Origin of the sequence: Corallococcus sp. RDP092CA, from assembly GCF_041903675.1 — a bacterium.
GTDB lineage: Bacteria > Myxococcota > Myxococcia > Myxococcales > Myxococcaceae > Corallococcus.
The window spans coordinates 26,972-42,849 of sequence record NZ_JAYESI010000023.1; the positions used below are offsets into that span (position 1 = coordinate 26,972).

The 15,878-nt window shown below is 72.6% G+C and carries 11 protein-coding genes; 7 read left to right on the forward strand and 4 right to left on the reverse strand.

Annotated features, from left to right (window positions below; translation table 11 throughout):
- The first annotated feature begins 154 nt into the window (after positions 1 to 154).
- Together hflX and U8525_RS23350 are read left to right on the forward strand one after the other, a co-directional pair.
- On the forward strand, positions 155 to 1,810 hold the full coding sequence (hflX, locus tag U8525_RS23345; RefSeq protein WP_374268504.1) for a GTPase HflX: 1,656 nt from the start codon (positions 155 to 157) through the stop codon (positions 1,808 to 1,810).
- A 50-nt stretch (positions 1,811 to 1,860) separates the two neighbouring features.
- Complete coding sequence (locus U8525_RS23350; RefSeq protein ID WP_374268505.1) at positions 1,861 to 2,322, forward strand: hypothetical protein; 462 nt, start codon at positions 1,861 to 1,863, stop codon at positions 2,320 to 2,322.
- A gap of 15 nt (positions 2,323 to 2,337) precedes the next feature.
- Here the strand turns inward: U8525_RS23350 and U8525_RS23355 are convergent, their stop codons facing one another.
- Both U8525_RS23355 and U8525_RS23360 read right to left on the reverse strand, forming a co-directional pair.
- The gene (locus U8525_RS23355) at positions 2,338 to 3,345 is read right to left on the reverse strand and encodes an NAD(P)H-dependent glycerol-3-phosphate dehydrogenase (protein ID WP_374268506.1); all 1,008 of its coding nucleotides are present in this window, start codon (positions 3,343 to 3,345) and stop codon (positions 2,338 to 2,340) included.
- A 35-nt stretch (positions 3,346 to 3,380) separates the two neighbouring features.
- Positions 3,381 to 4,343 carry a hypothetical protein gene (locus U8525_RS23360; RefSeq protein ID WP_374268507.1) on the reverse strand — a complete coding sequence of 321 codons (963 nt, stop codon included), beginning with the start codon at positions 4,341 to 4,343 and terminating at the stop codon, positions 3,381 to 3,383.
- Between the two features lie 185 nt (positions 4,344 to 4,528).
- Between U8525_RS23360 and U8525_RS23365 the strand changes: the two genes are divergently transcribed.
- Positions 4,529 to 5,317 (forward strand): hypothetical protein, encoded by a 789-nt coding sequence (locus U8525_RS23365; protein WP_374268508.1) that lies wholly within the window; start codon positions 4,529 to 4,531, stop codon positions 5,315 to 5,317.
- Between the two features lie 123 nt (positions 5,318 to 5,440).
- Here U8525_RS23365 and U8525_RS23370 read toward each other — a convergent pair whose 3' ends face one another.
- Positions 5,441 to 7,477 (reverse strand): c-type cytochrome, encoded by a 2,037-nt coding sequence (locus U8525_RS23370; RefSeq protein ID WP_374268509.1) that lies wholly within the window; start codon positions 7,475 to 7,477, stop codon positions 5,441 to 5,443.
- A 253-nt stretch (positions 7,478 to 7,730) separates the two neighbouring features.
- Here U8525_RS23370 and U8525_RS23375 point away from each other — a divergent pair, with 253 nt between their 5' ends.
- Positions 7,731 to 9,260 carry a sensor histidine kinase gene (locus tag U8525_RS23375; RefSeq protein WP_374268510.1) on the forward strand — a complete coding sequence of 510 codons (1,530 nt, stop codon included), beginning with the start codon at positions 7,731 to 7,733 and terminating at the stop codon, positions 9,258 to 9,260.
- Positions 9,257 to 9,970: a response regulator transcription factor gene (locus tag U8525_RS23380; RefSeq protein ID WP_374268511.1), complete on the forward strand. Its 714-nt coding sequence runs from the start codon at positions 9,257 to 9,259 to the stop codon at positions 9,968 to 9,970. The genes U8525_RS23375 and U8525_RS23380 overlap by 4 nt, the downstream gene beginning before the upstream one ends.
- Before the next feature lie 9 nt (positions 9,971 to 9,979).
- Here the strand turns inward: U8525_RS23380 and U8525_RS23385 are convergent, their stop codons facing one another.
- Positions 9,980 to 10,678, reverse strand: a complete 699-nt coding sequence (locus U8525_RS23385; RefSeq protein WP_374268512.1) for a class I SAM-dependent methyltransferase — start codon at positions 10,676 to 10,678, stop codon at positions 9,980 to 9,982.
- A gap of 218 nt (positions 10,679 to 10,896) precedes the next feature.
- Between U8525_RS23385 and U8525_RS23390 the strand changes: the two genes are divergently transcribed.
- Entirely contained in the window at positions 10,897 to 12,582 is a 1,686-nt protein-coding gene (locus U8525_RS23390; RefSeq protein WP_374268513.1) for a hypothetical protein, read from the forward strand.
- 433 nt (positions 12,583 to 13,015) lie between these two features.
- A complete protein-coding gene (locus U8525_RS23395) occupies positions 13,016 to 15,832 on the forward strand; it encodes a right-handed parallel beta-helix repeat-containing protein (protein ID WP_374268514.1) in 2,817 nt (938 codons plus the stop codon).
- Positions 15,833 to 15,878 lie beyond the last annotated feature (46 nt).

Below are 15,878 nucleotides of genomic sequence, written 5' to 3' on the forward strand. Positions count from 1 at the left end.
TGGAACGGGAAGGGACGCGCGGCGGCTGGCTGTTCACCAGGCTTCGCGGCGCGGGACTGGAGGAGGTCTTTGTCATGAAACGCGAGCGGCCCCGGTCCATCCAATGCCTTGAATGCGGCGCGGGCGGTCCGATGCCCGCGCCAGGAGAGACAGTTTGAAGGAAATCTACGGCAACACCCTGGGCCTGAAGTCGAGCGAGCAGCAGCGGCTGCGCAACACCTTCCGCCGCCGCGTGGATCCGCGCGAAATCGTGTCCGCGGAGCTTGCCCGCCACCTCACCGAGCTGTCGCACGAGCTCAACCGCCAGGTGGGCGTCCTCATCAACCGCAAGGGCGACATCGAGCACGTCGTGGTGGGCAACGCGCACAAGCTGGAGCTGCCGGACATCGGCCGTGCGCGCGCGGGTCAAATCCGCCTGCGCGGCCTGCGGCTGGTGCACACGCACCTGAAGAGCGAACCCCTGACGAAGGACGACCTCACGGACCTCGCGCTCCTGCGCCTGGACTGCGTGGCGGCCGTGGGCGTGGGGAGCGGCGGCCTGCCCGGCGTGCTGCACTGGGCCTACCTGGTGCCGGAGAACGGCTCGGGTGAGTTCTGGCACGTGTCCACCCTGCCCTCCGTGCACGGCGAGCAGCCGGACCTCCTGGCCACGCTGGACGCGCTGGAGGAGGAGTTCAACCGCAAGGCGGCCGCGCGCACGGTGTCCGGGAAGGAGCGCGCCATCCTGGTGGCGGTGTGCCTGGACGGCAACCGCGCCCGGGCGGAGGCGTCCCTGGCGGAGCTGAAGGAGCTGGCGCGCACCGCGGGCGTGGAGGTGGTGGACAGCGTGCTCCAGATGAAGCGGGAGGCGGATCCGCGCTACCTCATCGGCCGGGGCAAGCTGGAGGACCTGAACCTGCGCTCCATGCAGTCCATGGTGGACCTGCTCGTGTTCGACAAGGACCTCACCCCGTCGCAGGGCCGCCACATCGGGGACGCGACGAGCCTGAAGATCCTGGACCGCACCCAGCTCATCCTGGACATCTTCGCGCAGCGCGCGCAGACGGCCGAGGGCAAGCTCCAGGTGGAGCTGGCCCAGCTGAAGTACCGGCTGCCCCGGCTGGTGCAGGGGGATGACTCGCTCAGCCGCCTCATGGGCGGTGGCGTGGGCGGCCGCGGCCCGGGTGAGACGAAGCTGGAGATCGACCGCCGCCGCGTGCGCGAGCGCATCACCCACCTGGAGCGCCGCATCGACCTCATCAGCCGCGAGCGCAGCGTCCGCCGGGCGCAGCGCAACCGGCGCGAGGTGCCGGTCATCTCCATCGTGGGCTACACCAACGCGGGCAAGTCCACGCTGCTCAACGCCATCACCAACGCGGAGGTGCTGGCGGAGGACAAGCTGTTCGCCACGCTGGACCCCACGAGCCGCCGCCTGCGCTTCCCGCAGGAGCGCGAGGTCATCATCACGGACACGGTGGGCTTCATCCGGGACCTGCCCAAGGACCTGGTGGCGGCCTTCCGCGCCACGCTGGAGGAGCTGTACGACGCCAGCCTCCTGCTGCACGTGGTGGACGCGAGCGACCCCGCGCGCGACGACCAGGTGGAGGCGGTGGAGAACATCCTCGACTCGCTGGGCCTGATGGAGAAGCCGCGCCTGATGGTCTGGAACAAGGCGGACCAGCTGTCCGCCGAGGAGGTGGAGTCGCTGCTGCGCTCCAAGGGCGGCGTGGCCATCAGCGCGGTGAAGCGCGAGGGGCTGGCGGCGCTCCTGGCCAAGGCGGACACCACCCTGTTCGCCGAGGGTGCGTCCGAGTCCATCGGCGTGGTGTGACGGCGGGCGGGTTGTCGGCGCGGGGGCCCTCCCCGTAGAGTCGGGGGGCCTTGGCTCCCGCGCTGAAACTGCTCATCCCGCTGCTGACGGCCCAGATCGAAGGCCTGCCCGGACAGGACTCCGGGCCGGACTACGACCGGCCCGTCTCGTCCATCACCACCGGCTACATCGATTTGCTCGAGAAGAACAGCCACATCGTCTACCCGGTCATCGCCGTGGTGACGCTGCTGCTCATCGGCTGGGGCATCCTGTCCGCGTGGCGGTCGCAGGACCTGGACGGCCTGCAGAAGAACGAGTTCAAGCGCGCCATCATCAACGAGCTGCGCCACAACCTGAGCGGCATGCCCGGCGACATGCTGGGCCGCAGCATCGGGCTGGACCGCCTCAAGACGAACCGCCTGCTGGAGGAGATGCAGTCGGAGGGGCTCGTCCTGAGCCACACCAACTCCGAGCGGCTCACCGTGTGGCGCGTGCGCGGCGCCGGCCCGGAGGCCAGGCCGCGCCGCTACTAACCCCCGCGGCGCCGTTCAGCCGCCGGACAGCTCCGACTTCGGCTGGCGCGTCATCAGGTCCACCACCGCCGTCCTGGCGTTCTTGCCCTCGTAGGCGATGAGGTAGACCTGCTCGCAGATGGGCAGCTCCACGCCCGTCTTGAGGGACAGGTCGCGCGCGCTCTTCGCCGTCTTCACGCCCTCGGCGACCTCCTTCATCTCCGCGAGGATGTCCGGCAGCTTGCGGCCCTTGCCCAGCTCCATGCCCACATGGCGGTTGCGGCTGAGCTCGCCCGTGCAGGTGAGCACCAGGTCGCCCATGCCGGACAGGCCGGAGAGCGTCAGCGGGTTGGCGCCCTTGCGCACCGCCAGCCGCGTGATCTCCGCCAGGCCGCGCGTGATGATGGCGGCGCGCGCATTGTGGCCCATGCCCAGGCCGTCCGCCATGCCCGCGGCGATGGCGATGACGTTCTTCAGCGCGCCGCCGTACTGCACGCCCACCACGTCCGTGGACGTGTACGAGCGGAACGTGTCCGTCTGGAGCGCCTTCTGACAGCGCTGGGCCACCTTGTCCCAGTGCGACGCGATGGTCACCACCGTGGGCATCCGCCGGGCCAGCTCCTTGGCGAAGCTGGGGCCGGAGAGCACCGCGATGTACGGGTGGAACTCCTCCGGCAGGCAGTCCTCCAGCAGCTCCGTCATGGTGAGCAGCGTGCCGTTCTCGATGCCCTTGGACACCGTGACGAGCGGCACGCCCTTGGGCAGGAAGGCCTTGGCGCGCGCGAGCACCTCGCGCGTGGCGTGGCTGGGCGTGGCGAGCACCACCATCTCCGACCCGGCGAGCGCCTCCTCCAGGTCCGTGGTCGCGCGCACGCGCTCGGAGAGGGGGATGCCCTTGAGGTAGGTGGCGTTCTCGTGGCGGGTGTTGATGGCCTCCACGGTGGCGGGCTCACGGCCCCACAGGCGGACCTCCTCGCAATTCACCGCGAGCACGTTGGCGAGCGCCGTACCGAACGAACCTGCACCAATGACACTGCCGCGCATGGGATGACCTCGGGTCGAGACGGGGGAGGGGGACTTCAGAACAGGGTGGACACCACGCCCACGGAGAGCGTGGGCATGAACTCCGCGTCCGTGGAGCGGCTGCGGAAGTCGCCGCCCAGCGAGACAGCGTAGGACGTCTTCTCTCCGACGGGAAACTCCGCGCCCATCCGGACGAGGACGGCCGCATCCAGCTTCCACGCGGGCGGCACGCCGGACAGCGGATCCTTCTGGACGGGGTCCATGTCGAAGGCCATGAGCGCGCGGACGTCCAGGTACGGCCGCCACGCGCGCGGGCCGTCGCCCTGGAAGGACATCACCAGCCCCGGCGCCACGTTCCAGTCGCGCCGGCCGCTCAGGTAGCGCGCGCCCTTGTCCTCCGTGTCCGGGGGACGCAGGAAGAACGCGTGGCCGCCGTCCACCCCGAAGGCGAGGCTGACGTTGTCGCTTTCCAGCAGGGTGAGGCGGGCGCTGGCGCGCAGCTCGGTCATCAGGCCGTAGACGGTGTCCACGCCCAGCCCCAGGTCCAGGCGCTCCAGGACGCCGTACACGCCGCGCGCGGACACGAAGGGGAAGCCCAGCTCCATGCCCACGCCCATGTGTCCGGAGCCCAGCGAGCGCCCGCCGTAGAGCCCGTAGCGGTTCGGGGCCAGGGGCGGGCGCGGGGCCCTCACGCGGCGGCGCGGGGGCTCGTCGAGCGGCGGCGCCCCGGACGACGGCGGCGGCGGTGCCTCGGGCAGCGGAGGAGGCGGCGGCGCGGGGACGGGGGCGGAGGTGCCGGGGAAGGACTCCCAGCCCTCGACTTCGGGGGTGGGCGCGGGGACCTCCTCCGCGGGTGTGGCCTGGGGACGGGTGGCGGGCGGTTCGGCGGCGGCCTTGCCGGGGCCGCTCCAGGACTCGTCGGGGACCGCGCTCCGGGGCGGTGGGGGCGTCTGGGCCCGGGCGGGCACGGCCGGCGACAGGGCCAGGACCGTCAGGCTGAGGAGACCGGGGAGGCGCATGGTGAAGGACGGCAGGCAGCCTAGCCCACGCTCCGGCCGTGAACGAGGCCGGCCTGCCCTTCCTCCCGTCCGCCCTCCGGGCGCGTCCGGAAAGCGGCAGCCACGCCACAATGCTGATGACGGAGGGCGGGCACGGTCTACCATCCGCGCCCGCGCGCATGGCGTCGGCGAGGAGAACCAACGGGATGAGGGTCGGACGGGGAGCACTGCTGATGGCGCTCGCCCTGGGCGCGTGCACCAGGCCCGGTGCGGGCACGGACGCGTCGGACGCGGGGAGCATCGGGCTGCCGGGGCGGCCGTCCACGCTGGCCCTGCCTTCGTGCCAGGAGCTGCTGCCAGCGGACCTGCGCGACCTCACGCTGAACGGCTTCACGATGAAGGAGGAGCGGGCGTGTCCGACATGCGGGCCGCTGTGCTCGCTGCGTTCGACGGCGCAGGCGAACGTGACCGTGTCGGTGGCGTATGACTGCCAGCCGAGCTACGCGAACGCGGATGTGCGCGCGCTGCTCGCGCCCATGCTGAACGCGGGCGGCGAGGAGATTCCGGGCCTGGGCCGGGCCGCCGCGCGCCGCAACCCCGTGCAGGGCATGACGCAGGTGGTGGCGTGGGATGACGACACGCCGTGCGTCGTCATCGTGACCTGGCTGGGCGAGGACCCCGACCGCGCGATGGACGTGGCCCGGCTCGCGGTGACGTCGAATCACGGCGTGGGGGAGCCGACGGCGGACGCGGGCACCGAGCCTCCCGTCGACGCGGGGGACGGCCTCCTCCAGGACGCGCCGCTGGAGCCGCTGGACAGCCTCACCGCCCCGCGCACGGGGACGACGGATCAGCTCTCCGCGCCTTCGGCCCCCAAGCCCCTGGCGCCCCCGCCCGTCCCCGCCCCGCGTCCCGGGGCTCCGGTTCCGCACAAGCCCGTGCCCCCTGCGCCCGCGCCAGCCGCACCGAAGCCCGCTGCGTCCGCGCCGCGGTAGCCCGCGACGCTTCACCCCGTCCCTGCCGCACGCCTCGACCCGCTCCAGCGCCAGTCGCGGGTGGACTTCAGCGAGCGGCACGACCGGAAGCGGGGCACGGGCTGCGCCGTGCCCCCTCTCCCGCTAGAGCGTCTCCAGGTACGCGACCAGGTCGTCCATGTCCGCGTCGGACAGCTGCGACGTCATGCCGTGCAGGTTCGACTCGCGGCCGTTCATCAGGCGGGCCTTGAGCGTGGGCGCGCTGCCGTCATGCAGGTACGGCGCGGTGCGGCCCACGCCCAGCAGCGACGGCGTGTTGAGCCCCGACCGGATGACCGCCACCGCGTCCTGCAGCACGCCCGAGCGCACGAACGTGCCCACGTCCACGTTGGTGTTGTTCGTGAACGCCACGCCCGAGTGGCACGTGTCGCACTTCGCCTGCGCGAAGAGGGCGGCCCCGCGCGCCTGCTGCGCCGTCAGCGGCTCGCCCCGGAACGCGTTGTCCGGCGCGGGGATCGCGTCGATGAACGCCCCCAGCTTCGCCACCGTGTCCTCGTCCAGCTCCTGTCCGCCCATGCGGTCCTTCACCGTGGCGCTCATGAAGTCGCCCAGCGCGGAGAACTCGCCGCTCCAGTGGAAGGGCGCCGTGGCCGTCGTCATGCGCCCCGCCAGGCTGGGCGTCTGGCGCGGCCCGTCCGGGAAGCCCCACACGTGGCCGTCCTCGCGGCCCTCCAGGTGGCATGACGCGCAGGACACCGCCACGAACGGGCTGGTCATCCGCGCATCCACCGCGGAGAAGAACAGCCGCCGGCCCGCCGCCGCCATCGGCGCCAGCGTGTCGCCCGCGATGACCAGGCGCTCGCCCACCTCGCGGATGTCCCCGAGCGCGTCGCCGCTGGACCCCAGCGCGCTGACCGTGTGGTCGAACGCGTTGTAGACGTACGCCTTGCGCCCGTCCCGCGTGAGCGCGATGCCGTTGGGGCCCGCGCCCACGTCCACCAGCTGCCGCACCGGGCTCGACTCGCTCTCCAGGTCCGACCCCGAGCGGCGATACGACGGCAGGATGGCCACGTTGTTCGAGTCCTGGTTCACCAGGAACAGCCACGCGCCCGTGGGGTCCACCACCGCCGCTGACGGCCCCTGCAGGGGCTTCGTGAACGACGGGCTCGCGATGAGCGACGTGGGATAGTCCGGCTTCTCCTCCGGCGGCGGCCTGCACTCGTCCAGGTCGTCCACCACCGGCCGGGGCGCCTCGTCCTCCGCGTCGAAGGTGACGAGGCCCGCGGCCACCACGCCGCCGCCCGCCGCGGCGCCGCACGGCGTCCCGCCGCCGTACATGGAGCCCCCCAGGTCCGGAGCGCTGCCGTCCACGGGCCCGCCCAGCGGGTCCTCGCGCGACCACAGCACCGGCGCGAAGAGGCGCCGTCCGTCCGGAGCGCTCAACAGGTCCACCATGCCGCGCGACCGGAACACGCGCGGCCCCGTCTCCACGGGCAGCGGCGCGTCGAACGACGAAGGAGTCCCGACGGCCCTGGCGGCCGACGGCCGGTTGGCCTTCGCGAGCAGGTCCGTGCCTGCGCGCAGCAGCCGGGGCTGGTCCGCGTCCGACAGGTCCACCGTCATCACGTCGCCCTGGCGGAACAGCGTCACCGCCGCCTTGCGACCCTCCTCCAGGAGCGCGATGCCGCGCGGCTCCTCGCCCAGCGGCAGCTCCCAGCGCGCGGTGAGCGAGTCCGTGTCGATGGCGGTGAGGCTGCCCCGCGCGGCGGACTCGCGCGTGGCGCTGTTCACCACGTACAGCGTGCGCCCGTCCGGCGACACCGCGAGCCCCGTGGGCTCCACGCCCACCGGGACGCGCGCGGCCTCCACCGCGTCCCCCTTGCGGATAACGGACACGCTCCTGCCCCCCCGGTTCGTCACGTACACGGTGTCGTCCGGGCCCACCGTCACGCGCTCCGGACGCGGGCCCACCCGCACCTCGGACACCTTCTCCCAGCGCGCGGTGTCCACCACGGCGAGGATGCCGTTGTCCGCGTCCACCACGTAGAGCAGCGAGTCATCCCGGCTGAGCGCCACGGACCCGGAGGCGTTGCTCCAGGTGCCCGCCACCTCGCGCTCCTTGCATCCCGACAGCACCAGCGTCGTCACCGCGCACAGCGCGGCCCATCCCTGCCGTCGCATCGGAACTGCCCTCCCCTGCCGTGAAGGCGTCGCGCGTTCCTCCGGCCCCACCCCGCGCGCAAGCCCACGGCCTGGCGGGAGCGTGCCGGCCCTGCTCACACGCCTTCCCGCGCGCCGCATGCTCCCCCAGCCGCCCTCCGAAGTCGACGCCTTCCACACCCTCCGTGCGGCTCCAGACCATGTCGGGAAGACTCCCCCCTCCCCCAAAAGCCGCGAGCACCCGGGCGCCATCGCGTGTAGACACTCCAGGGTCGTGACCCGTCCCGCGCCCGTCATCCTCAGCTTCCGGCGCACGTTCGCGCTGCTCATCCTGCTGGTCGTGCTGCCCTCGGCCGGCCTGTCCGGCTTCGGCGTCGTGGCCATCATCAACGAGCGCGCGGCCGTGGAGAAGCGCCTGGAGGCCGCGTGGCGGGGGACGCTGGCGGACCTGTCCGCGGAGGTGCCCCGCGCGCTCAACAGCGGACGGCTGGTGCAGTGGGGTGACCGGCTGGCGTTCCTGCTGCCGGACGACCAGGAGCTGTCCGACCCGGAGGGCACCTTCCACGTGGAGAACGGGCTGGTGCGCACGAAGGACCCGCAGCTGGCGGAGGCCCTGGCGGCGCTGGTGCCGGAGGCCGCCTCGCTGCCCACCGTGCCCACCGTCTTCTCGCTCGCCACCAGCGGCCGCGCGGTGATGGTGGCCGCCGAGCGCCAGGGCTCCACCGTGCGGGGCGTGCGCCTGTCCAACGCCGCGCTGGACGCGCTCCTGTCGGACAAGGCGCAGGGGCGGGCCACGTCGGAGCCGGTGCGCTTCACGCTGCTGCCCGTGCCGCGCGACACGTCCAGCGAGGGCGGGCTCGTCAACCGGCTGATGTCGGAGGTGGCCCAGGCGCGGCAGAACGCGCTGGGGCCGCCGGTGCTCGCGGAGCGGGTGCTGTCCGCGCCGCTGCAGGACTTCCGCCTGGTGGTGCTGCCCATGGGCGAGGACCCGGTGGCGAGCGCCTCCACGCGCAACCGCGCCGTGTACGGCGTGCTGCTGGGCCTGTTCTACCTGACGCTCACCTTCGGCGTGGGCTACACCGCCCGCGTGCTCTACCGCGAGGCGCGCCTGTCGCGCATGAAGACGGACTTCGTGTCGCTGGTGAGCCATGAGCTGCGCACGCCGCTCACCTCCATCCGCATGTTCATCGAGACGCTGGCCCTGGGCCGGCTGAAGGACCCGGCGCAGCAGCAGGAGGTGCTGGACCTGCTCACGAAGGAGACCGAGCGGCTGTCGGACCTCATCGACCGGGTGCTGGACTGGGCCCGCATCGAGAGCGGCCGCAAGGTGTACCAGCGCGAGTCCCTGCCGGTGGCGACCGTGGTGGACGCGGCGGTGGCGGCCTTCCGCACGCAGCGGCACGGCGACGGCATGGAGTTCACCGTGGAGGTGGACGAGGGGCTGCCCAGGGTGGAGGTGGACCGGGTCGCGGTGGCGGGCGCGCTGCTCAACCTGTTGCAGAATGCCTACAAGTACAGCGGGCCCACGCACCGCAAGATCGCCCTCCGGGCACGCAGGGACGGCGGACACGTGAATCTGTCGGTGGAGGACAACGGGGTGGGAATCGCCAGGAAGGACCGCAAGCGCATCTTCGAGCGCTTCTACCGGGTGGACAACCTGCTCACGCGCAAGACGGAGGGCAGCGGCCTGGGGCTCGCCATCAGCAAGCGCATCGTGGACGCGCACGGCGGCCGCATCACCGTGAAGAGCGAGCCCGGCCAGGGCAGCTGCTTCACCATCCAGCTTCCGGTGGGCCACGCATGAGCACGTCCGTCCCTCAAGAGGAGAAGCCCCAGCGCATCCTGGTGGTGGAGGACGACCTGTCCATCCTCACCGGCGTGTCCATGAACCTGCGCTTCGAGGGCTACGAGGTCCTCCAGGCCCAGGACGGCCGCACGGGCCTGGCCAAGGCGCTGGACGAGGCGCCGGACCTGCTGGTGCTGGACGTGATGCTGCCGGAGCTGAACGGCTACGAGCTCATCCGCGAGCTGCGCAAGCGCGGCCGGGACACGCCCGTGGTGGTGCTGTCCGCGCGGGGCCAGGAGGCGGACAAGATCCTGGGCCTCAACCTGGGCGCGGACGACTACGTGGTGAAGCCCTTCGGGCTCCAGGAGCTGCTCGCGCGCATCAAGGCGGTGCTGCGCCGGAGGTTCGGGGCCACGGGCACCACGCAGCCGCCGGTGACGTTCGGAGACGTGAAGGTGGACCTCGCGCAGCGCACGGTGGCGCGCGACGGACAGCCGGTGGAGCTGACGGCGCAGGAGTTCAAGCTGCTGGCGCACTTCCTGGCGCACCCGGGCCGCATCTTCACCCGCGAGGAGCTCCTGTCCGGCGCGTGGGGCTACCACTACGAGGGCAGCGCGCGCACGGTGGACAACTTCATGCGCCAGCTGCGGCTGAAGTTCGAGTCGGACCCGGAGGCGCCCCGGCACTTCCTCACGGTGCGCGGCCTGGGCTACCGCTTCGAGCGCTGACGCCGGCGCTCAAGTCCCGGCGACGCCAATCTGGCGCAGGTCCTCCAGGTCGAAGGGCTTGCCGTCGAAGCGGCCGTAGCGCTCGCGCAGCGTGAGGCCGCTGGCGGTGAGGGCGGTCTCCAGCTCCTCCGGGAGGAAGTGGCGCAGCTTGAGGCGGCGGATGGGGCTGGGGCCTCCGGCGGGGCGCCGCTCGCGCAGGTGCAGGGCGAAGAGGGGGCGGCGCGGCTCCACCGCGGCGCCGGGCTCGTCGTCGTCGCGGGGCAGCACGGGTTCACGCGGGGCGTTGAGCACGTCGTAGATGAAGGTGCCGCCGGGGGCCAGGTGGTGGCGCACGGTGGCGAGGAACGCCTCCAGGTCGTCGCGGCCGGACATCAGGCCCAGCGCGTGCTGCGGGGCGAGCACCAGCGGGAACTGCTCGGGCAGCCGCAGCGCGCGCGGGTCCCCGGCGATGAGGCGGGTGCGCTCGGAGACGTCCGGGGGTTCGGAGGCGCGGCGCTCCTCGGCGGAGCGGATCATCGCCTCCGAGGGGTCCACGCCCACGGTGGAGAAGCCGTGGCCCGCCAGCGCCCAGGGCACCCGGCCATTGGCGGCGCCCAGCACGAGCACGGGCCCGCCGTGCTCCGAGGCATGCCGTGTGTAGAAGACGAGGTCCGGCTCCTGTCCCACCAGGGACAACGGGGTGCGGCCGCGTGCGTCGTTCCCAGCCATTGCCCAGGCCCTAGCACGGTTGGCCCCCCTCCCGGGACTCCGGCGTTCACACAGTGGGTACGCGGTTGCCCATCCGCTGTCGCGCAGCCGACGCACACTGCCCGTGTTCCGACGCTGGCCGACCCCCAGGGGCTGGCACCCTCCTTGCTTTGATGGCCGTGAACAATGGCTTCGCGCCGGGGGACCTTCCCCCGGACAGGGGTGAGGTGGGCGTCGATATGAGGCACGGGTGGCGGTGGACGGGAGCGCTCCTCCTGGCGGGGACGCTGGGGTGGATGGGGTGTGGCGGGGACGACGGTGACACGCGCCGGGTGGACGAGCCGGAGGTCCCGGTGACGCCCGTGGAGGACCCACAGCTGGCGGACGCCGGCACGGGCGAGGTGGACGCGGGCACCGGGACGGACGCGGGCACGCAGGCGCCCGACGCGGGCACGGGCACGGATGCGGGCGCCGACGCGGGCACGGGGACGGATGCGGGCACCGACGCCGGCACGGGCACCGACGCGGGCACGCCGGAGCAGGTGCAGACCTATCCCCGCCCCTCGGCGCCGGGGTGGACGTTCTACAACCAGGAGCAGGGCGCGCCGCGCTACGTGTACGGCATCACGGCCGACCAGGGCGGCAACGTCTGGATCGCCGGGGGTGAGGAGGGCCTGTTCCTCATCAAGAAGGGCTCCGACACGATTCAGCGCTTCACGATGTCCGAGGGCCTGCGCCCCTTCGGTCGCATGCGCGACGGCGTGGGCGGTGCGCCGCCGGGCGTTCCGTACCTCAAGGTCATCTCCGTGGCGGGCGGCCCCGCGGGCACGGTGTTCGTCGGTTACGCGGGCAAGCCGCCCCAGCCGGGCATGCCCTCCTGCGAGGACGAGTGGGACCAGGCGGAGAACGCCCACCGCGAGCCGGACGCGAGCGTCTACAAGAGCGGTGACGCGGACAAGGTGACGCTCAAGGCCGACGGCACCCTCGACGTCGTGCACTACGACATCCACACCGGCCCCAAGAAGGTGAAGGCCGAGCCGCGCGGGCGCGAGAAGCTCTGCACCATCTACCGCATCGCCTACGACCCGGTGAAGGAGCTCGTCTGGTTCGGCGGCAACCACGGCTTCGCCATGGGTGACGCGAAGTTCAACGGCATCGTCCCGTCGTACTGCTGGGACCCGCGGCCCTGGGAGACGGACGGCTTCAAGTGGGAGTTCGAGTGCGCGGGCCTCTACGAGCACGTGCACCCCGCCATCTCCGGCTCCAAGGGCGAGCTGCTGTCGGACCGCTACTACGGCATCTCCATCGCGGACAACCACGACGTCTTCTTCGGGGGGCAGCTGCGCTCCACGCGCTTCCGCTACGGCACGAACGGGGACAACTACTGGGCGGCCCAGAGCCAGACGGAGGACCCGGGCTACGACTGGAACCGCGTCGACATCTGGCCTGACGCGGTGCCCAGCTACCCCACCCCGGCGCAGCGCGTGGACGACAACGTCTCCGGCATGGCGCCCGCGTCCAACGACGGCGTGTGGGTCAGCTCCTTCTACTACGGCCTCGCGCGACTGAGCGCCGACGGCGCGGTGGAGGCACAGGTGATGCGCGACCTGGTCAACTACACGCCCGCCAGCGGCGGCAACCCCGCGATGGCGCCCACGTCCGCCGTGGCGACGGACCCGTGGGACGGCAGCCTCTGGGTGGGCGCCAACTGGTGGGGCGGCATCACGCGCCTGAAGGGCAGCGGCACGGTGAAGTACAGCGGAGACGTCTTCGGCAACGTGCTGACCTCCGCCAGCAGCGTGTCCGACATCCAGTTCGACCGCTCCTCCGGCAGGCGCCGCGTCCTCGTCTCCTTCGAGGGCGCCAAGAACGCGAAGACAGGCGTCGTCACCCCGGGCCTCATCGGCATCTACGAAGGCGACTGACGCCCCCTCCACACCGAAGTCCTGACCCGGCCGCCCTCCCCACCCTGGGGAGGGCGGCCGTCGTCCTTGAACGCGCGAGGCGGCTCCGCCAACGCTCGGGGTCAACGCCCCGGGGCTCCCGGCTTCGGCCCCCTCCAGGGCCGCCGCGAGGCCTTCCCCCGGAAGTCCCCTCGCCAGGACAGGAAGCGCTCCGGGCAACGCCGCCCTCCCACGCCCCACGCGGGCGAGCGCGGGACCACGGCATGGCTCGGGCGCTGCCATGCCTGGGCAGCCCCGCACCCAGTCGGAGCCACCGGCTTCCCCTCGATGGGCCGCGCCGCGTCCGCGCGCCTCCCCCGCGGACGAGACGTCCTTTCGCGACAGGACACCCCCTGCCCCGGCGTGGCTTTCGCAGTGGCGCGGCCACCATCGTCATCCGCCAGGAGTCCCTTCCGTGAAGTGTGGTCCTGCCTGTCTCCGCCTCCTCGTCACCGTCCTCCTCCCCGTCCTCCCGGCCTACGCGGGCCTGGACCGGGACATCGTCGCCGGCTCGGAGGACTTCACCGTGTTCTCCTCCCGGCCCACGCCTCCGCCAGACGCCGTGCGGTACGTGGATGCGTCCAACACCGGCCCCGCGGACGGCAGCAAGGCGCATCCCTGGCGGCGCATCCAGGACGCCGTCTCCCGGCTCCAGCCCGGACAGCTCGCGTACGTGGCCGGCGGGCTCTACGAGGAGAACCTCACCTGGGCCACGGCCTCGGATGGGACGAAGGACGCGCCCATCCTCCTCCAGGCGCGCCCGGGCGACCGCCCGCTCCTGCGCAACGTCGGCACCCGCCCGTTGATGGACGTGACGCGGAGCCACTGGATCATCGACGGCTTCGACCTGGACGGCGCGGGCGTGCGCAGCCCCCTGGTCCGCTTCACCGGCGAGTCCACGCACCACGTGCTGCTGCGCCGCTCCACCCTGTCCGGCGGCGGCGGGGGCACGGCCCTCTTCATCGCCGAGGGCGCCCACCACATCCAGGTGGACCGCACCACCCTGTCCGGCACGTTCAACTGGAGCGACCTGCGGGAGGACACGACCTGCCAGACGACCGCGGACTGCGCCGCCTACGAGCCCGACCCGGCCGTGGGGCTGGTCTGCGCCTCCGGGGGCCACTGCGCCACGCGGGAGGACGGCCACGGCGTCAGCATCTACCCGGACAGCCACCACGTGCTGCTCACGTCCAACGTCTTCCAGAACAACTCCGGGGACGGCGTGCAGTGCGTGGGGCCGGCCTACGTGGAGCCTCCAGGCACGGGGACGCGGCGCCCCCACGACGTGCTCATGGTCCGCAACACCTTCGCGAACAGCGCCCGCTTCGACGGCAACACGGAGAACGCCGTCGACATCAAGGACTGCGACCGCGTCACGCTGCGCGGCGGGCGGATGCACCACTTCCGCCCCACCCGCAACGCCCGCGGCAACTCCAGCCAGGGCGAGGCCATCCTCATCCACTTCGACGCCCAGGGCGTGCTCATCGACGGGGTGGACGTATCCGACGCCTGCCGGGTCATGGGCCTGGGACGGACCGGCGCGACCGAGCAGCTGGCCAACGTGGTCATCCGCCGCAACGTCTTCCACGACCCCACCCCTCGCGGCACGCGCTGCACGTCCGACGGCGTGCGGATGACGAAGGTGAAGGGCGTGGACCTGTACCACAACACCTTCGACGGCTTCGAAGGCGGCGCGGTCTCCGTGGGCGAGGACATCACCACGCCCGACGTCGTCGACGTCGACATCTGGAACAACCTCTTCAAGGGCGACCAGGGCTACTACCTGGGCGCCAACCGCGCCGGCGTCATCGGCCTGGAGAGCGGCTACAACCTCTTCGCCAACAACACCGGCAAGCTGCTGCGCTGCAACTTCGACCCCGTCGACCTGGAGGGCTGGAGCGCCTGCCCCGGCTTCCCGCCCCTGGACGCCGGTGGCACCAGCCGCGTGGGGGATCCCCTGTTCTCCTCGACGGCGCGCGACACGGAGCCCGGCTCGCCCGCCCGCGACATGGCCCTGGACGACGGCGCGGGGGAGCCCGCCTGCGAGGGCGGCCCGGACGTGGGCGCGAAGGAGAGCTGCACCGGCGGCCCGCAGTCCCCCGCCGCCCCACCGCCGGCCCCCGTGTGGGGCGTCCAGGAGGGCACCCCGGAGGACGACCTCGTCTCCGCGCTCGCGGTGGGCAACACGGGGGCGCTGTTCTTCACCGGGGCCACGCGGGGCGCCTTCAGCTACACGCCGCAGGGAGGCTGGGACGCCATCGTCGGGCGGCGCTCGCCGGACGGGCGCCTCGCCTGGTCGCGCGCGCTGGGGGGGCCGGGCGACGAGCTCGCCTGGGCCCTGGCGCTGGACGCGCGGAGCCAGGTGTTCGTCGCGGGCACCACCGGGAGCGCCCTCTGGGGGCCCCTGGTCGGCGAGAGCGACGGCTTCGTCGCGAAGTATTCGCCGGACGGCGTGAGGCAGTGGGTGCGGCAGCTCGGCTCGGAGGGGATGGACGCCTTCTTCGGCGTGGCCACGGATGGCGCCGCCGTGTACGCCGCCGGCACCACCACCGGCGGCTTCCCAGGTCAGCCGCACCACCCCTCCTCCGGCGGGGACGCGCTGCTCGTGAAGCTCGACGCGAACGGGAACACCGAGTGGATCCGCGTGTGGGGCCTCCAGAAGGACGAGGTCCTCAAGGCCGTGACCTTCTCCCGGGGCAGCGTGTACGTGCTGGGCGAGGTCAGCAACCAGTTCCTCTTCGTGGCCCGCTTCACGCCGGACGGGACGCGGGTGTGGCAGCGCCAGTACAGCCTGAACCGGGCCCAGGGCACCGCGCTCGCCACCGACGCCGAGGGCAACGTCTACGCGCTGGGCGCCTTCGTCCCCGCGTCCCAGCGCTTCACGCCGTGGCTGCTCAAGCTGGACGCCTCCGGCCGGGAGGCCTGGACGCGCACCACCTTCGCGGAGCCCGGCGTCGCCTTCGGCGGGCTGGCGTGCGACGCCCGGGGCGACGTGTTGATCGCCGGGCGCAACAGCCGCAACCGCGGCCTGTGGAAGGTGTCCCCGGAGGGGACCCTGCGCTGGGTGGCCCTGCATCCCAGCGACACCGACCTCACCACGCTCAGCCGGGGACTGGCCGTGGACGCCCAGGGGAACGCCTACCTCGGGGGGGAGACGGGCAGCGACCTCTTCGCCCCCCTCCGGGGAGGGGTGGATGCATGGTGGACGAAGTATCCCGCCACGACGCCATGACGCGCCGAGCCCGGCCGCCCACCGGCCGGGCACGGCCCGCACCGAC